Source organism: Caballeronia ptereochthonis (genome assembly GCF_001545075.1).
In the GTDB taxonomy this organism is placed as follows: domain Bacteria; phylum Pseudomonadota; class Gammaproteobacteria; order Burkholderiales; family Burkholderiaceae; genus Caballeronia; species Caballeronia ptereochthonis.
The window spans coordinates 136,988-155,121 of the sequence record NZ_FCOB02000011.1; the positions used below are offsets into that span (position 1 = coordinate 136,988).

Below are 18,134 nucleotides of genomic sequence, written 5' to 3' on the forward strand. Positions count from 1 at the left end.
GCGCTAAGCGCGCCGATCCCGCGCGCGCAGCAGATGAATGGCCACCGCGATCACGACGACGAACGCAAAAATCAGCGTCGACACTGCGGCGAGCGCGGGGCTCGCCGCCATCAGCATCTCGGACCATAGCTGGTTGGGCAGCGTGCTGCTGAGTCCGCCCGTCACGAACATCGCGAGCGTGAGCTCTTCGAACGATGTCACGAAGGCGATGAGAAACGCCGCGATCAGGCCGGGACGGATCACCGGAAGCATGACGAAGCGGATGTGCTGCAGCACGCCCGCGCCGAGCGTGTCGGCGGCCTGGTCGAGGCGGCGATCGTAAGTGGTGAGCGTGGCCATCAGCGTGATGACGGTGTAGGGAAGCGCGATCACCGTATGGCCGAGCACGAGGCCCGCGCTCGTGCCCACGAGCCCGAGCCGCGCATAGACCAGGAAGAGCGACACGGCGAGCAGGATGTGCGGCACGATCATCGGCGCGAGAATGAAGCCGAGCAAGGCTTGCTGACCCGCGAAGCGGCGCCGCGTGAGCGCGATGGCGGTGGGCAGGCTGATGACGAGCGCCAGCGCGGCGCTTGCGAAGCCGATGCCGAACGAGCGCAGCGCGGCGCGGGCCCAGAGGTCCGAACCGAGAATGAGCGCGTACCAGCGCAGCGAGAAGCCGCGCGGCGGCCATTGAATGAAACTGCCTTCGGTGAACGACACGGGAATCAGGAACAGGGCCGGCGCGACGAGAAACAGCAGAATCAGGCCCGCGAGCAGATAGCGCATCGCCTTGCGGGTGTGCCCCGCGCCCGGTACGCCGGCCATGATGCGCTCGCAGGCGCGCTCGATGCGATCGGACGCGGCGGCGAGACCGCCGGCGACGCGCCGGCCGAAACGCCACTTTCCGTATCGGGGCGAGCGGCCGGCATCGGCCTGACCCGTGAGCGTATCGACGCCGAACAGGCGATCGAACGCCTTGAAGATGACGAACGCGGTAACGAGCACGAGCGTTGCGACCGCGCCCGCGAAGCCCCAGTTCAACAACTGCTGCACCTGATCGATGATGACCTGCGCGATCATCACTTCGTCGCCGGAGCCGAGCAGCGCGGGCGTGACGAACACGCCCAGGCTCGAGATGAACACGAGCAGCAGCGCCGAGGCGACCCCGGGCAGCGACAACGGAAAATAGACGCGCCAGAAGGTCTCACCCGTGCCCGCGCCGAGCGTGGCCGCCGCGCTGATGAGACGCGGATCGATGGTCTTCATGACGGACACCATCACGAGGATCGCGAGCGGCATGTACGCGTTGACCATGCCGATCATCACACCGCTGAAGTTGTAGATCAGCGCAGGTAGATGACCGAAGCCGAGTGTCGAGAGCCACGCATTGACGACGCCTTCACGCCCGAGCAGCACCATCCAGCCGAAGGTGCGCATCAGCACGCCGGCCCAATATGGAATCAGCACGCCGAGTGTCAGAAGGCTCGCCATCGACGGCCGCGAGCGCGCGATCAGCATCGCGAGCGGATAACCGAGCCCGACCGACAGGAGCGCCGTGACCGCGCCGACCCTGATCGTGATCCACAGGCTCTTCGAATACGCGGAGGTTTCGAAGAGGCGCACGAAGTTGGCGGCGGACCACGCGCCGTCCGGCGTGATCACGCTGCGCGAGAGCAGCAGGAGAATCGGCACCAGAAAGAGCGCGCCGAGAAACAGCAGCACGGGAACGAGCGGCGCCATGTGCCGCAGGGTCGGCATGCGCCGGCGAGAGGACGTGGCGAGGGAGCTCATGCCGCACCGGGCGTTCGGCCGGCCTCGCTGGTGCCGTTGAGCAGAATCGCGCTGTCGCGGTCGAAGCCGACGCGCACCGCATCGCCGGGCCTGACGCGCGCGCCGCCGATGCGGCTCGGCAACGTGGCGACGAGTGGCGCGCCGTCGGAGGAGCGCATCATCACGCGGGTGAGCGGACCGGTGAGCACGACGCGTTCGATCACCGCATCGATCCGGTTGTCGGGTTCGAGCGCGCCCGCGCCCGGCAGCAGTTCCAGGTTCTCCGGCCGCACGATGACGCTCGCCGGGCCCGCCTCGACCGGCACGGGGGTGCGGCACAGCACGCGGCTGCCGTCGGGGAGACGCGCTTCGCCGTCCGCGCTCACGGTGACGCGAAAGCGGTTCGACTCGCCGAGAAAGCCCGCGGTGAACAGATTCGCCGGCGAGAAATAGAGCTCTTCCGGCGTGCCGATCTGCTCGACGCGCCCTTCGTTCAGGAGACAGATGCGGTCGCTCATCACGAGCGCTTCTTCCTGATCGTGCGTGACGTAGATCACGCTCGCGCCCACTTCGCGCGAGAGCCGCACGATCTCGATCTGCATGTGATCGCGCAGCCGCTTGTCGAGCGCGCCGAGGGGCTCGTCCATCAGGATGATCGACGGCTGATACACGAAGCAGCGCGCGAGCGCGACGCGCTGCTGCTGGCCGCCCGAAAGCGCCTGCGGCATGCGCTCCGCGAGATGCGACAGACGCACCACTTCCAGCACCTGCCCGACCGCGCGGCCGATGTCCCGTTCGCTCATCCTTCGCATGCGCAGGGCAAACGCGATGTTCTCGTAGACGCTCAGGTGCGGAAAGAGCGCGTAATTCTGGAACACGAGCCCGAGGTCGCGCTTCTTGCTCGGCACGCGCGTGGCGTTCTGGCCGTCGATCCAGATTTCTCCCGCGTCCGGTTCGACGAGGCCGGCGATCAGCGAAAGCAAGGTCGTCTTGCCCGAACCCGAAGGGCCGAGCAGGGTGAGGAATTCGCCTTCGGCCATCGCGAGGTCGGTGGCGGCGAGCGAGAGAACGTCGCCGTAACGCTTGGTGAGGCCCGCGGTGCGCAGCTTGAGCGGCCTGCCAGAGAGCCGGTCCGCGCGGGCGCGCGCCTCGTCGGCGTGGCCGTGGGGGCCGGCCAGGCTGGCCGCCAGCACGCTCATCGCATTCTCCAGGCGTTGAACTGCTCGATGGTCTTGTCCTTGTGCGTGACCCAGTAATCGTTGTCGATCATGAGCGCCACTTTCCGATAATCCGGATTGGTGCTCAGCACCTGCGCGCGCTTCGGATCGATATGCTCGTACGCCTTCGGATTCGCCGGCCCGTAACTCATGTACTTGGCGAGCAGCGCCTGCTGCTGAGGCTGCATCGCGAACGCGACGAACTCGCGCGCGGCCTGCGCCTTCGGCGTCCCGCGCACGATGCACCAGCCCTCGACCCCCGCGATGTTCTGGTTCCAGACGAGCTTCACCGGCGCGCCCGCATCGATCGTGCGTTGGGCGGCGCCGTTCCAGATCGCGATCATGTCGACTTCGCCGGTCTGCAGCAGTTGCGTCGATTGCGCGCCCGCCGTCCACCAGGCGTTCACCGCCGGCCGGATCCTGTTCAGGCTCGCAAAGCTGCGGTCGAGGTCGCAGGGATAGACCTTGCCGGTCGGCACGCCATCGGCCATCAGCGCGATCTCGACCGTGTCGAACGGAAAGTTGCGCAGCGCGCGGCGGCCCGGGAAGTCGTTCACGTTCCAGAAGTCCTGCCACGATTGCGGCGCGCGCTTGACCTTGTCGGCGCGATAGGCGAGCACGGTCGTGTAGACGTCGACACCGGCGAAATGCGGCCGGCGATACTCCGGCGGCAGGTCGTCGTAGGCGGAGCCGCCGATATTGAGCGGTTCGAGAAGGTCGCTCTTCACGCATTGATCGTGCGCCGCCAGACTCAGGAGCGCGACATCCCATAGATACGACTTCGCCTCGACCATCGCCTTGATCTGCGCCGTCGGCTCGGGCGCGGACGCCGCCGGAACGACCTTGATGCCCGTCTTGGCCTCGAAGGGCAGATAGAAGGCCTCGCGGAAGGCGTCGACGTAGGAGCCGCCCGCGTCGCGCACGGTGATGCTGTCCGGGCGACCGGACGATGTCGCGGAGAAGGCGGGCGCGGCGCTCGCCGCGAGCGCCGCGCCTGCGAGTGTCAGAAAGCCTCGGCGGTCGATTTTTTGCATGATGTCGCTCCTGGCGGGACTGCGGCGTGGCGGGGCGATGCCCGGAAATGCGTGAATGGGCGCTTTCAGGCAGGCGTTTTGGCGAGCCTGTCTTCGTAGACCGTTCCGTAATCCAGATAGAACTCGGCCACCGTGAACTCCGCGCCGATCACCTTGCCCGCGCCGAGCTCGTACAGCGGGTCCATGATCGAGCTGCCGCCGAGCGCGAGCGAAGCCGTGCCGCGCACGAGCTGGCTCACTTTCGGCGCGCGCAGATCGTTGCGGATGACCTGATCGACGTCGTAGCCTTCGCCGTCCGCGCGCGGAATGCGCTTCACCTGGATGCGCGGATGCAGCACCGGCCTGTCGAAGGACACGTCCTCGGGCGTGAAGCGTACGTCGATCAGCCTGCGCGCGAGGCGGCTCACCTGCGCGGTGATGACGCCTGTGCCGGATTCGTCGAGCGTCACGTCGCCCAGCTTCTTCGGATAGCCCCAGACCTCGCGGCCGCCGGCCATCGCGTCGTCGGTGGTGACGTACTCGTAGAGCACGTGGCCGCCCGTCAGATCGCCGTAGCGCACCGGAACGACCACGCCGCCTTCCAGATAGCTGCGCGGCCCCATCTCGGGATTGGCGACGTCGTTCACCTCGGGACACGACATCACGAACACCTCGATCACTTCGCCCGCGCATTCGAAACCGCCGGGCAGCGATTTCTGGATGCCCGCGCGCGTGGCTTCGCAGAACACGCTCAACTTGCGATAGCCCTTGTAGAAGCGCGGCATCGGCTTGAAGAGCGGCGTGCGGTCGGGAACGGTGAACGGTTTCGACTGAAAAAATGACATTTGGGTTTTCCGGTCGTGAAAATTTGAACCAATTAATTCACGACGGAATGTTCTTTCCCATAAGTAGTTCACCCGATATGCAAGAATATTGAAAATTTCGAATCATGAACGATGTCTACGGGAGGCTTACTTGAGCGACGTACGCGAGGGCGCGAATCATCAACTGGATCAGGTCGGCGAGGAGATCCGGCGCCTGCGCCGTTCGCGCGGCATCAGCATCGCGGAGCTGGCTCAGCGCATCGATCGTTCGGTCGGCTTCGTCAGTCAGATCGAGCGCGGCCGTTCACGGCCATCGTTGAAGGATCTCTACGCGATCAGCGTGGGCCTGGGCGTGCAGATCGGCTGGTTCCTGCTCGATCAGGCCTTGCCGCCCGAGCGCGAGCGCGGTGTCATCGTGCGCGCGCACAACCGGCGCAAGTACGAGCAGGGCGGCATTGCGACCGAGGCGCTGTCGCCGTATCTCGGCGAGGACCTGGAATTGATGATGTCGACCTTGCAGCCCGGCGCGCGCTTCGAGGAACGTGTCGCGATGCACAAGGGGCGCGAGGCCGGATTCGTGCTGAAGGGTTCGCTCGAGATGTGGATCGACGGAGAGTGCTTCGAACTGAAGGAGGGGGACAGCTATACCTTTCTCACCAGCAAGCCGCATTGGTCGCGAAATACGGGTGATTCGGAGACCGTGCTCGTCTGGGTCGTCACGCCGGCCTGAGCGGCGCCTCGTCCCGTGCGTTCAAACCTTCCCCTCGCGTACGCGCCGCTCCAGCCTGAATATGCCCGGCGGCACGAAGTAAGTGCCGAAGCGCACGAGTCCCGCGCGCCTGAGATGACAGGTCATCTCGAAGCTCACCTGCAAGCCGGGGTCGGGCGTGTCGATCATCGCGACCTCGATCGCACGGATGCGCGGCTCGTACTTCAGCAAGCTTGCTTCCATCTGTTCCTTGAGCGCCTGCGAGGACGCGGGCAGCGACCGGTAGATGTTCGTCAGATCGGGCAAGCCATAGTCGGGCAGATGCTTGAGCGCACCCGCGCGCGTGTTCAGGATGCGCCGCACGTTCTGCTGCACGCTCAGGGCTTCGAGCGTGCGATCGTCGAAGTTCTCGAGCGGCTCGCCGTCGATCTGACCGAGCAGCATGTCGTAAAGGGATGGACCGGCCGGCATGGTCGCTCGCTTCAGGCGATGGCTTGCGCGGGCGCGCCGCGATCCACGAATTCGATGGACAGACTGCCTTCCTCCGGATTCGCAACGCGGATTTCGGCGGGCGTGGCGCCGCTCGCCATGCGCGCGAGCAGCTCGCGCGAGATGGCGGGCAGGATCCGCTGATCGAGGAAGGCGTCGATGTTGCGCGCGCCCGAATCGCGCGAAAGACAGCGTGCCGCGAGCGAGGCGATGAGTGAGTCATCGCAGACGAGCTTCACGTCGTGCTGACGCATCAGGCGATCGGCGATTTTCGCGAGCTTGAGACGAATGATCGACGCCAGCGCATTCGCGTCGAGCGGCCGATAGACGAGTGTCTGGAAGCGCGCGAGCAGCGCGGGCTGGAAGTGCTTCACCAGCGGTTCGTGGATCGCGTCGAGCAGCGCGGCGTGGGCGATGTCCGGATGGTCCGCCGTCGCGTCGTGGATGTGCTCGCTGCCGAGATTGGACGTCACCAGGATCACGCTGTTGCGGAAATCGATTTCGCGGCCTTCGCCATCGCGCATCGAGCCGCGATCGAACACCTGATAGAACATGTCGAGCACGTCGCGATGCGCCTTCTCGACTTCATCGAGCAGCACGACGCCGTAGGGGCGCTGGCGCACGGCTTCGGTCAGCACGCCGCCGCGTCCGTATCCGACATAGCCGGGCGGCGCGCCCTTCAACTGCGAAACGGTATGCGCTTCCTGATACTCCGACATGTTGATCGTCGTGAGCGCGGCCTCGCCGCCGAAGAGCACGTCGGCGAGCGCGAGCGCAGTCTCCGTCTTGCCGACACCGGATGTTCCGGTGAGCAGGAACACGCCGAGCGGGGCATGTTCGCTGCGGAGTCCCGCCTTTGCGGTGCGCAGGCCTTGCGCGAGCATGCCGAGCGCATCGTCTTGCGCGACGACGCGCGCCCGAAGCTGATCTTCCAGCGTGAGCAGGCTCACGAGTTCGTCCTCGACGAGGTTGCCGACCGGCACGCCGGTCCATTCGGCGACCACGCGCGCGATGGCTCGGGCATCGACGTCCGCGAAGATGAGCGGCGTCTTGCCTTGCGCTTCGGCGAGCGCGTGCTTCGCGTGCGCGAGCTCGTCCGATCGAGGTTTCGCGTGACCGGCGCCGCGCTCTTTCAATAGCGCGCGCACCAGCGATAGCTCACGCTCGTAGCGCGCCTGAATGCCGCTCACGTCGGCATGGGCTTGCGCGATCGCGGCATCCAGCGCCTCGCGTCGCGTGGCTGAGTCATCGACTCCGGCGCGTTCATCGGCGTCGATCGTCGAGCGCTCCAGTTCCAGCGCCGCGAGCGCCGCGCGGGCGCGCTGCAATTCCGTGGGCGGCGTTTCCAGTCCCATGCGCACGCGCGCGGCGGCGGTGTCGATCAGGTCGACGGCCTTGTCCGGCAATTGCCGCGCGGGAATGTAGCGGCGCGAGAGCCTGACTGCCGCGACGAGCGCTTCATCGCGGATATGCACGCCGTGGTGCCTCGCGTAACGCGTGGCGAGTCCGCGCAGCATGAGGCAAGCCGCGTCATCGTCGGGCTCCTCGACCTTGACCATCTGAAACCGCCGCTCCAGCGCCGCATCGCGCTCGAAGTATTCCTTGTATTCCGACCAGGTCGTGGCCGCGATGGTGCGCAATTCGCCACGCGCGAGTGCGGGCTTCAGCAGATTCGCCGCGTCCGTGCCGCCCGCCGCATTGCCCGCGCCGATCAGCGTATGCGCCTCGTCGATGAAAAGCACGACCGGCACCGCCGACGCCTTCGCTTCGTCGATCACCTGCTTCAGGCGCTGTTCGAACGCTCCTTTCACGCCTGCGCCGGCCTGCAGCAGACCGAGATCGAGCGCAAGCATGCGCACTTCGCGCAAGAGCGCCGGCACGCTGCCTTCGGCGATACGCAGCGCGAGTCCCTCGGCCAGCGCCGTTTTGCCGACGCCCGGCTCGCCGACCAGGATCGGGTTGTTCTTGCGACGGCGCACGAGCACGTCGATCACTTGCTGGATCTCGCGATCGCGTCCGAACACAGGATCGATTTCGCCGCGGCGGGCCTTTGCCGTCAGATCGATGGTGAAGCGGGCCAGCGCTTCGCCTTCCGTCGAGCGCGGTGGCGTTTGCCCTGCCGGCTCGGCGGCGGACTCGCCAGCCTCGTCTTTCTGTGCGGACGCGCTTTCGCAAGTGGATGGCCCGAGCCGCGGCAGCAGCCGTTCGATCTGCGGCCCGGAAAGCGAGAAGAGCGGCCATGCGTCCTGCGTGCGCATCGCGTGCGGCGCGTCGATGATCGCGCGCAGCAGATGCGCCGAGCGGATCGTGCCGTCGATGTCCTCGCGCGAAGCGAGATTCCACGCGTCCTGCAGCACGCTCGCGAGCTGAATGGATAGCGACGGCATGCCGCGCAGATTGCGCGGCAGCCGATCGATGGCCGCGAGCAGGGCGTTCCAGATCGCGTCGACATCGATTTCATGGTGCCGCAGGATGGCCGGAATGTCTCCGTCGTTCGCCTCGATCAGCTTCAGCAGCCAGTGCTCGACGGTGATCTCGTCGGAAAGGCGCGTCTGGCACAGGCTCGCGGCTGATTCGAGCGTCCTCGCGCAGTGCGGGTTGAGACGACGAAGCAGATGAGTGGAGTCGCGCGTTGTCATATGAAGTTCAGTGACGAGGGAATGAGGACGGCGTGCGGCGCCGGGTGAACGACTGGCAGGCCAGCCCGCGAAAACGGGCCGGCGTCGATGAGTCACGTCATCGCGAGACGCTTAGGCGCGCTCGTTCCACGTGTCCTTGTGGATGATGTTGCCGTCCTTGTACGACCAGGTGATCTGCTCGTAGCGGAGTTCGACTTCTTCCAGATGGTTGTGCTTCTCGTAGTCCGGGTTCTTGATGTCGTGCATCTTCGGGCGCACGGCGACGACCTTGACGTTGTCGAGCCTGGTATTGAAGTATTCCTTCTCCTTGCCCGCGTCGTCGATCTTGTACCACTTGATTTCGACCGACTTGAGCGTCTGGCCGCTCGTCACCGCCTTGTACAGATATGGCGTGGAAGCATCCGTTTCCTTCGTCAGCATGACCGGTGCGTGCACGCGCGTGCCGGTCAGCTTGCCGGTGTTGCCGTCGGTCGGAATGTGCACGCCGTGGTCGAACGCGACGATCTCGACGCTGCCTTCGCGGCTCTGCACGGTAACGGACCCCTTGATGTCGGCGCCGCCGTCGTCCTTGAGCCACATATATGCGGGAATGGCCATCTACTGCTCCTGATTGGTATTGCGAAGTAATGCCCAGACAGATTTCTGAGCCACGAGATCCCGGAAGCGGAGTTCCGGGGATTCGGTCCGGGCGTCAGCGCGAGTCGTTCGCCATATCCGGCACCAGCGTGATTTCGACGCGGCGATTCTTCGCGCGGCCCTCGGGTGTGTCGTTGTCCGCGATCGGGCGGGTGTCGCCGTAGCCTTGCACCGCGAAACGCGTGGCGGCGATGCCGGAAGCTTCGATCAGCCAGTCGCGCAGGGCCGCCGCACGTGCGATCGACAGCTTGAGGTTGCTGGCGGCGTCGCCCGAGTTGTCAGTATGGCCCGCCACCAGGATCAGCTTGCCCGGATGCGCCCTGATCATCTGCAGCGCCTCGACGAGCGCGCGCGTCGAACCGGGTTTCAGTTGCGCCTTGCCGCTGTCGAACAGCGACATGCTGTCGAGCGTCACGACGGCGGGCGGCGGCTGATAGCTCGCGATTGCCGCGTTCAACCGCGGCAGCAATGCGGCGCCGTGATACAGCCCGAACGAGAGCCTCGGCGGCACGCCGGTGCGGGCGTAGCGATCGAGTTCATCGCGATCGGCGACGAGCGCGTGCAGCGCGTCGCGGCGGGCGTCGTCGTGATCCGGCGCGATCGAGGCGTAATGCGCGAGGTCCGCGCGCACGCGCCGCAGCAACTCCGCGTTGTGCTTGCCGGCGCCGAGGAAGGCCGCGCCGGCCGCGAGCGCCGTGATGCCGATGGCATGCGCGAAGGCGACCAAGCGCGGCGAGCTTCGAACGCGCCGCGGCATCGCCTCGATCAGCGGCTGCGGCAGCGGCCATGGAGCGGGCGTCGCATCGACGCTGGCAGGCGTGATGCAGGTTTGCCGCGCCACGTCCCGCTCCCACGGCTTGCCGGCATCGCTCGCGGGTCCGCAGTCGATCCAGCACGCGCCATGTAAGGTCCAAGGCGCGGCCGGCTGGCGGGGATCGGTGAGCGCGCCGAACACGACGCGCTGCGTCCATCCGACGATCGACGCCAGCGCCGCGGCGTGCGCCGCCGCGTAGGGATCGTCCCCGTGGCGCAGCGCGTGGCTTTCCGCGTGACGCACGACGGCTTCGAAACGGAGCGCGTCGGTGAGCGGTGCGCTTGCCGATGCACCGTGCCACTGGCGCGCGGCGTTCCCATCGCGAGGCATGAGCCCGGTCAACCGCTGATAGACGGTGACGTATCCCGGCAGGCGCGCGCCGACCATGCGCGAGACATCGGCGAGCGTCTGCCGCGCCACGCGCAGGTGCTGCGTGAGTGAGTCGGCATCCGCGTGCAGCGCGGGCGCGATGCACAGCGCGACGCCATCGGGCGACTGACCATCGCGCCACTGCCGCATGGCGAGCGCGACGTGCGGCAGATCCTGCGTGCGCTCCACGCGCAGCCAGATTGCGCCGTCGCCGATGAACACGAGACGCTGCTCATCGTGTTTGCGGTCGAACAGCGAGGCGAGCGCGTCGCCCATGACGAGCATGAGCGGCATGCGCGTGCGCAGGTTGACCGGAATGTCGGTCGTCGCCGCGCTCAACGCCTTCAGGATGGGCGCGCTCTGCTCGCGCGCGCGGGACAGATAACGCGTGCGCCGCGCGACGAGGCCCATCGCGATGATCAGAATGCCGACCGTGCCCAGCCATATCCATTCCTTGCCGAACGGCTCGACGAGCCAGTGCACGACGAGCGCGAGCGTAGCCGCGAAAATGAGGATCGTGCGAGCCGGATAACCCAATCCTTGCATGACGCTCACGGCTTGACCGCGTTCGGAATCAGGGATGCGAGTTGTGCGTCGAGTGCGACATGCCAGATGAGCCATGTGACGAGCGCGGCGACGCAGGCGGCGGCCGCTATCGCCCACGGCGAGATCCGGTGAAGCCAGTCGCCGAAACGCCGTCCCGACTGTTCCGTGATGAACGAGGGCGCATCTTCGGGACGAAGGCGCACGAGCAGCGCGTTCAACTCGCGGATGAGCGTCTGGCGTCTTTCCTCGCCCCCGACCACATATCGGCCGGCGAAGCCGAGCCCCAGGATAGCCGCGTAGCATTCGAGCAGATCGATCTGCGGCGAATCTTCGCGCATGCGAACGCCAAGCCGGTCGAACACGCGGTCGCCGCCGTCGTGCTGCCGGAACTTCTCCACTTGCAAGGGTTGCGCGGTCCATCGTGCCTTGTCGTGACCGGGCAGGCGATGAAGCGCCGTTTCGTCGAGCAGCGCGCATTGAGCGGTGACCGCATCTTCGCGCACGTCGACCGTGTAGCCGCGACGTTCGAGCGCCTCGCTGAACTGATCGATCATCTGCGAGCAGCGCGTGCGCAACGCGTCGAGATCCCCGGCCTTGCCGCCCGTCGACAGTTGCGCGACGAAAAGCGCGGTATCGCGCAACAGATCGCGAATGCCGCTCGCAAGGATTGGCGCGCCACCCGGCGTCTGATCGACCAGCGCCATATGCCGGGAAGACGAGGACGAAAGTTTCATGAGCGCAACACCGCGTAAAGTCCGAGCGAAACGTCTGGCACGGAGGTGGGCAGGTAGATCTTGCACGCCCGCGCGGCCAGCATGCGAACGTGCGCGGGACTTGCGCCGTCGAGCGCGAAGTACTGGTTGTCGAGGCGCACCGGAATCGCGGCGGGGACGCGCTGAACGGCCTTCAGCGCAATGCCCGCGAGCGCCGAGTTGACGATGTGATCGACGTCATCCGGCGTGCCGATCTTGCACAGGCGCGGGATCCGTTCGATGAGCTCGAAGGCGGGGAGCGTCGAGTTGACCGACAGATACCAGTCGGCGGCGCCCTCGGCGATGCGCTCGTCGAGAATCCCGCCGGCCCAGGTGGTGGCGTTCTCGCGCTTGAGATCGATCGCCACCACGCGTGATGGAATGATCGCGTCCAGAAGATTCCGGATCGTCGATTCGAGCTCGGCGAATACCTCATCCGCGCGCGCGTGGTCGTAGGCCGGGATGTCGGTCAGCTGCGAGCCCGTCGAGAAAGTCATCAATGCGCTCGCGAGTTCGGCCAGCGCGCCATAGAGACGCTCAGGCGGCTGATTGGGGTTCGACGCGAAGAACCGCAGCTTCGGCCACGCCGTGTGGATGCAGTGCAGCAGCCAGAACAACTGCACATCGGCGACGCCGTATTCGGCGACCTGCTCGATGCGTTCGCTGCGCCGCGTGCCGAGCGCGAGACTCCTGGCAAGCAGGATGTCGGCCATGCGGTTGATGCGTTCGATGTGCAGCGCATGCGCGCCGAGCGTGAGGCACGGCGGCACGTAGCGGGCGTCGAGCTGGAACTGGCCGCTCGTGGATCGCTTCAGGCTTGCGATGGCGCAGACCGTGTCGTCGGCATGCGGCTCGAAGTCGAAGAGCAGGCGCACCGCGTGACGTTCCGCCGCGATCTCGGCTTCGTCCGTACCGTTCAGATCCACTACCTTGACGAACTCGCGATACGAGCGGCGCGGCCGCGCGAGCGTCGCCTCGTCCATGCGGCAGTTGCTGCCGTTGGCGTCCGGTAGCGCGAGCGCGGCGAGCACCGTCACGCTCTGCCGATCCGCGCTCACGCCCTGCGTCAGATCGCGCGCGGGCGGCAGCGGATGGGCGACGGATGTGTCGATGGGCGTGCCATCGGGAAAGCGCAGCCTGAGTCGCGAAAGTTTGAAGCGGCCGGTCACGAGCGCCTGCTCATCGACCTCGACCTCGAGCGTGCCCCACGCATGCGCAAGCGCGGCGCCGGCGAACTGACGCAGCGAGAATTCCGTCCACCGTTCCTGTTGCTGGAAATGCTGCTGCGTGAGAATCAGGCCTTCGTGCCAGAGCGGCTTGTCGATTCGCATGGGTGTGTGTCTTGCGATCTCAATCGTTCGTATCGGGCTAGCGATTCTAGCCTTGGACAATTAATTCGTATAACTATTATATTGGTGAAGTGACTTGATGAGGTGCCACTGAAGGGTAAAAATCCCCTGCACGAGAATCAACCTCAGAAAGGATGGAAAAAGGACTATTAACGAGATAAGTTGGATACGCGTATGAGGCTTTTATGCTGAAAGAAAACCTGTTCTAATACCTCCCCAGATAGATTCGTAGTCGCCCCTCATCAGGAAAGCTGATTTGCTGTCGAGAGGTGCGTGTATTTTAATAAGGATTATTGATGGATAGCTTCCAGCGGGAGATTCCCAAAAGCCGCGTTTCGATCACGCTCGACTTGCATACCGGCGGCGCGCAAAAGAAGGTCGAGCTGCCGCTCAAGCTGCTCGTGGCGGGCGATTTCAGCGCGGGGCGTGAGCAGGCTCCGCTCTCCGAGCGCAGGAAAGTCAATATCGACAAGAACAACTTCGATGCGGTTCTCGCAGACCATGCGCCGGATCTGAAGTTTGCCGCGGAGAACACGCTGGCCAACGACGGCTCGGAGCTGCCGGTGAACCTCTCTTTCCGTTCGATCAAGGACTTCGAGCCGGAGCAGGTCGCGCGTCAGATTCCGGAGTTGCAGGCGCTTCTGGCCGTGCGCAATCTGCTGCGCGACCTGAAATCGAATCTGTTGGACAACGGCGCGTTTCGTCGTGAATTCGAGAAGATCCTGAAGAACAAGGCGCTTTCGGACAAGCTGCGCGGCGAACTCGCGCAGATCGCCACGGCGGCGACCCAGCCCGAAGGGCACGCCTGAGCCTCTTTGGGTTCGATCGACAAGCATCTCTGAGAGGACAATTCATGAGCAAGAAAGAAGCCCGTGCGGGCAACGCTGACGAGACCGTCGTGCTCGACGCGCCGCAAGAGTCTTACGGCGAGAGCGTCTATGCATCGCTGTGCAGCAAGATCAACCTGAGCCCCGTGTCGCAGGCTCGTCCGCTCGAAGCATTCCGCGACAGCGACATGCTCTCCGAGGCGTCCGCCGACGAGCGTCTCGCGCGCGGCATGGGCGCGTTCCTCGATCTCGTCGCGCAGACGAGCAGGCCGGTGGACCGCCTCGACAAGTCGCTGCTCGACTTCTTCATCGGCCAGCTGGATCGCCAGGTCGGCAGACAGCTCGACGCGGTCATGCACCACCCTGGGTTCCAGGCGCTTGAAGGCCGCTGGCGCGGGCTCAAGATGCTCGTTTCCCGCACGGATTTTCGCAAGAACGCGCGCATTGAAGTGCTCGACGTGTCGAAGGACGCGCTGATCCGCGACTTCGAGGATGCGCCGGAACTGATCCAGAGCGGACTGTATCGCCTGACCTACATCGAGGAATACGACACGCCGGGCGGCCAGCCGATCAGCGCGATGATCAGTGACTTCGAGTTCGGCAACACGCCGCAGGACGTGGCGCTGTTGCGCAACATCTCGAAGGTCGCGGCGTCGGCGCATATGCCGTTCATCGGCTCGGTGGGCGCGGCGTTCTTCGGCAAGAAGTCGATGGAGGAAGTCGCGGCGATCCAGGATATCGGCAACTATTTCGACCGCGCCGAGTACATCAAGTGGAAGAGCTTCCGCGATACCGACGACGCGCGCTATGTCGGTCTCGTCATGCCGCGCGTGCTCGGCCGCCTGCCGTACGGCAAGGACACCACGCCCGTGCGCGCCTTCAACTATGAAGAGCAGGTCAAGGGTCCGGACCACGACCGCTATCTATGGGTGAACGCTTCGTTCGCGTTCGCGGCGAACATGACGCGCAGCTTCGTGAACAACGGCTGGTGCGTGCAGATTCGCGGTCCGCAGGCGGGCGGCAAGGTGGAGGATCTTCCGGTGCATCTCTATGACCTCGGCACGGGCGTCCAGCCGAAGATCCCGACCGAAGTGCTGATTCCCGAAACTCGCGAATTCGAATTCGCCAATCTCGGCTTCATTCCGCTTTCGTTCTACAAGAATCACGACTTCGCGTGCTTCTTCTCGGCGAACTCGACGCAAAAGCCCGCGCTGTACGAGACCAGGGAAGCGACCGCCAACAGCCGCATCAATGCGCGTCTGCCGTACATCTTCCTGCTGTCGCGCATTGCGCACTACCTGAAGCTGATTCAGCGCGAGAACATCGGCACGACCAAGGACCGGCGGCTGCTCGAGCTGGAGTTGAACAGCTGGATCAAGGGCCTCGTCACCGAGATGAAGGATCCGGGCGACGAATTGCAGGCGTCGCATCCGTTGCGCGAGGCGAGGGTGATGGTCGAGGACATCGAGGATAACCCGGGCTTTTTCCGCATCAAACTGTTCATCGTGCCGCATTTTCAGGTGGAAGGCATGGACATCGGCTTGTCGCTGGTTTCGCAGATGCCGAAGGCGAAGAACTGATTCGCCGATTCACGCATATGACGCTCGTGCATTTTGCCGGGGCGGTCGGAGGAACTGTCCCGGCCATGTCGTCTGAATGACGACGCGTATTCCCGGAGTACCCCACATGTCGATGGTGTTGCCGTCTCAGGCCTATCAGTTGAAGCTCGCGCCGCATCCGGCGCCGTTTTCGGTCTTGAAGTTCAATGGTCGCGCTGACATCAGCGATTTGTATTGGTATCAGATCGATTTCACGAGTCCGCTGACCGACATCCCGATGGACCGAGTGGTGGGACGACCCGCGACATTCACCATCGAACCGATCGATCCGAACATGGCGTACTTGCGGCAGATGTTCGGCGAAAACGCGAAGCAATTCAGCAAGATGCCGCCGGCGCATACTGTGCATGGAATCATCACGCGGTTCGAGCAGTTTGGGACTTCGGTGGACGAGACGCACTACCGGGTCAGGCTCGAGCCGACATTCTGCGACCTGAATCGTGCCAGGAAGAGTCGCTTATTTCAGAAGCAGTCGGTTGTGGAGATTCTCACCGGTACGCTGCGTCACTATGGCTATCGTCTGGGCGTCGACTTCGACTTCGAAAAACTGCGCGGGACGTATAAGCGCTCCGAGTACATCACCCAGTATTACGAGACCACGTTTGCTTTTATTCAGCGTCTCTGCGCCGAGGCGGGCCTGTGGTTTCGCTTCGAGCAGAAGAAGGACCGCGCGGTCCTCATCTTCGGTGACGATCTGGATGCGTATGCGCGCAAGCAGCGCGTCGTGCCTTGTCGCATGCACGCTGGCCTGGAGAGCGCGGGAGCGGAGTCGATCAGGTCGCTCAGGAAGATCACTCAGCGCGTGCCCGAAGCGGTTCAACTGAACGACTACAACCATCGGCAGGCGGACATGTCGCTGCTGGTCGAGCAGAACGCGGCGCCCGATGACAGGACAACCTGCGGCGTTGAATCGACTTGGGGCGAGCATTACGAAACGCTGGAAGAAGGGCGTCGGATTGCGCGCTTGCGTCACGAAGCGTATCTGGCCACGCAAATCAGCTTCCGAGGAAGGGGCAATCCGTTCTCGCTCGAAGTGGGCGAGGTGATGCGGCTCGACGTGAACCCGAAGGATGCGCCACATGGGCTGTTCATCACATCGATACGCTGTGGCGGCGGGCGTGGGGTGTCGTACTGGAACACGTTCCGGGCCATTCCGGCGGATCGTGTCTGGCGCACGAGCATCGATTCTGTCGCGCGGCCAAAGATCGAGGGGATTTTGCCCGCGCGGATTGCGTCGCCAGGGAATTACAAGTATGCGTATCTGACCGAGCAGGGTTGGTATGTGGTCAAGGTGCCGTTCGATCTGGATGAGTGGAGTCCGGGTGGATCGAGCCGGCCGATCCGCATGGCCAAGCCGTATGCCGGGGCCAATTACGGGCATCATTTCCCACTGACTCATGGGACGGAAGTCGCGCTTTTATTTACAGCGCAGGACCCGAATCGTCCCATCATTGTCGGGGCAATGCACGATAGCCTGAACCCGGATCTCGTCAATAACCTCAATCACACGCGGAACCTCATCCGCACCGCGGCGCAGAACGAATTGCGGATGGAGGATAAGGAAGGCATCGAGCATGTTCACCTGACCACGCCGTTCCGGACCAGTGAGCTGAATCTGGGGCACATGGTGGATGGGGATCGCAAGGAGCGGGGCAGGGGCGCGGAGTTGCGCACCGATGAGCATGTGGCGGTACGGGGTGGTAAGGGGGTCTTCATCTCGGCAGACCTTCAAAGCGCTGCGTGCGGCAAGCAACTTGACATGCGGTCCGCCCAAGGACTTCTCCAACAAGCGCTGCAACAGATGCAGTCGCTATCCGAAGCCGCAAGGATTGCCGAAGCGGTAGCTGCTGACTATCAACGGCAGCGCGCGCTTTTCGACAGCACGCTCAACGATCTGAAGAAGTCCGGCATGCTGCTGAGTGCTCCCGACGGCGTAGGTGTCGTCTCCGGCTCGGATCTACAGCTTAGTTCGGCCGATAACCTGTTTGTTACAGCAGGCGCCAGCGCGGACATCGGCGTGATGAAGCGATTCACCGTCGCTGCTGGCGAGCTGGTATCGATCTTTGCTCAGAAGCTCGGATTGAAGTTGTACGCTCAAAAAGGGAAGGTCGAGATTCAGGCTCAGAGCGACGAGTTGAGCTTGATCTCCGATAAGGACATGCGTATCACCAGCGCAAACGGCCGAGTCACCGTCGAGGCGAAGACCGAGCTTTTGCTCAAGTGCGGAGGTTCGTACATCCGGCTTTCTTCGACCGGCATTGAGGACGGTACGCAAGGCAACCGCACGGTCAAGTCGGCGGCATTCAGCCGTCAAGGGCCCTCGTCGCTCGCCGAAACGGTCAACACCTGGAAGCATGCGCCTTTCGATGAGGAATTCACCTTGAGATGTCCCTTCGACAACAAGCCGGTTGCGAATCGCGGCTTTACGATTATTCGAGACGATGGGTCCGTCATTAAGGGCATGACCGACGCGAACGGCAAGACGAGCCTTCAGAGATCGTTGTTCGCGGAAAACGTTCGACTTCGAATTGATTCAAGAAAGGGTGCTTGAAGTTCTGGGCTCTTTTGAGCCGCGATTG

General features: G+C 64.2%; 14 protein-coding genes. 4 read left to right on the forward strand and 10 right to left on the reverse strand.

The genetic code is table 11. The annotated features are described in order from the left end of the window. Positions 1–3 precede the first annotated feature (3 nt). From AWB83_RS13825 to AWB83_RS13840, 4 genes are all read right to left on the reverse strand, one after another. On the reverse strand, positions 4–1,773 hold the full coding sequence (locus AWB83_RS13825) for an ABC transporter permease subunit (RefSeq protein WP_087046118.1): 1,770 nt from the start codon (positions 1,771–1,773) through the stop codon (positions 4–6). Continuing rightward, positions 1,770–2,951, reverse strand: coding sequence for an ABC transporter ATP-binding protein (locus tag AWB83_RS13830; RefSeq protein WP_087046119.1), 1,182 nt, complete (start codon positions 2,949–2,951; stop codon positions 1,770–1,772). Before AWB83_RS13830 ends, AWB83_RS13825 begins: the two co-directional genes overlap by 4 nt. After that, positions 2,948–4,003 carry an ABC transporter substrate-binding protein gene (locus tag AWB83_RS13835; protein WP_087046120.1) on the reverse strand — a complete coding sequence of 352 codons (1,056 nt, stop codon included), beginning with the start codon at positions 4,001–4,003 and terminating at the stop codon, positions 2,948–2,950. The genes AWB83_RS13830 and AWB83_RS13835 overlap by 4 nt, the downstream gene beginning before the upstream one ends. A gap of 65 nt (positions 4,004–4,068) precedes the next feature. Beyond that, on the reverse strand, positions 4,069–4,827 hold the full coding sequence (locus AWB83_RS13840) for an acetoacetate decarboxylase family protein (RefSeq protein WP_087046121.1): 759 nt from the start codon (positions 4,825–4,827) through the stop codon (positions 4,069–4,071). A gap of 130 nt (positions 4,828–4,957) precedes the next feature. Here AWB83_RS13840 and AWB83_RS13845 point away from each other — a divergent pair, with 130 nt between their 5' ends. Next, positions 4,958–5,536, forward strand: a complete 579-nt coding sequence (locus tag AWB83_RS13845; RefSeq protein WP_143750049.1) for a helix-turn-helix domain-containing protein — start codon at positions 4,958–4,960, stop codon at positions 5,534–5,536. Positions 5,537–5,557: 21 nt separating this feature from the next. On the opposite strand, the gene tssE is transcribed toward AWB83_RS13845, so the two are convergent. The 6 genes from tssE to tssK form a co-directional block, all read right to left on the reverse strand. Further along, a complete protein-coding gene (gene tssE, locus AWB83_RS13850) occupies positions 5,558–5,986 on the reverse strand; it encodes a type VI secretion system baseplate subunit TssE (RefSeq protein WP_087046123.1) in 429 nt (142 codons plus the stop codon). 11 nt (positions 5,987–5,997) lie between these two features. Next, a complete protein-coding gene (gene tssH, locus AWB83_RS13855; protein WP_087046124.1) occupies positions 5,998–8,643 on the reverse strand; it encodes a type VI secretion system ATPase TssH in 2,646 nt (881 codons plus the stop codon). A 111-nt stretch (positions 8,644–8,754) separates the two neighbouring features. Continuing rightward, positions 8,755–9,240 carry an Hcp family type VI secretion system effector gene (locus AWB83_RS13860; RefSeq protein WP_087046125.1) on the reverse strand — a complete coding sequence of 162 codons (486 nt, stop codon included), beginning with the start codon at positions 9,238–9,240 and terminating at the stop codon, positions 8,755–8,757. 94 nt (positions 9,241–9,334) lie between these two features. After that, the gene (locus AWB83_RS13865; RefSeq protein WP_244197728.1) at positions 9,335–11,008 is read right to left on the reverse strand and encodes an OmpA family protein; all 1,674 of its coding nucleotides are present in this window, start codon (positions 11,006–11,008) and stop codon (positions 9,335–9,337) included. 5 nt (positions 11,009–11,013) lie between these two features. Then, positions 11,014–11,742 carry a DotU family type IV/VI secretion system protein gene (locus tag AWB83_RS13870; protein ID WP_087046127.1) on the reverse strand — a complete coding sequence of 243 codons (729 nt, stop codon included), beginning with the start codon at positions 11,740–11,742 and terminating at the stop codon, positions 11,014–11,016. Then, positions 11,739–13,091 carry a type VI secretion system baseplate subunit TssK gene (gene tssK, locus AWB83_RS13875; RefSeq protein ID WP_087046128.1) on the reverse strand — a complete coding sequence of 451 codons (1,353 nt, stop codon included), beginning with the start codon at positions 13,089–13,091 and terminating at the stop codon, positions 11,739–11,741. Before tssK ends, AWB83_RS13870 begins: the two co-directional genes overlap by 4 nt. 314 nt (positions 13,092–13,405) lie before the next feature. On the opposite strand from tssK, the gene tssB reads away from it, so the two are divergent. From tssB to AWB83_RS13890, 3 genes are all read left to right on the forward strand, one after another. Then, the gene (gene tssB / locus AWB83_RS13880) at positions 13,406–13,918 is read left to right on the forward strand and encodes a type VI secretion system contractile sheath small subunit (RefSeq protein ID WP_087046129.1); all 513 of its coding nucleotides are present in this window, start codon (positions 13,406–13,408) and stop codon (positions 13,916–13,918) included. Between the two features lie 44 nt (positions 13,919–13,962). Further along, complete coding sequence (gene tssC / locus AWB83_RS13885) at positions 13,963–15,516, forward strand: type VI secretion system contractile sheath large subunit (RefSeq protein ID WP_087046130.1); 1,554 nt, start codon at positions 13,963–13,965, stop codon at positions 15,514–15,516. A 106-nt stretch (positions 15,517–15,622) separates the two neighbouring features. Then, the gene (locus AWB83_RS13890) at positions 15,623–18,106 is read left to right on the forward strand and encodes a type VI secretion system Vgr family protein (protein WP_087046131.1); all 2,484 of its coding nucleotides are present in this window, start codon (positions 15,623–15,625) and stop codon (positions 18,104–18,106) included. Positions 18,107–18,134 lie beyond the last annotated feature (28 nt).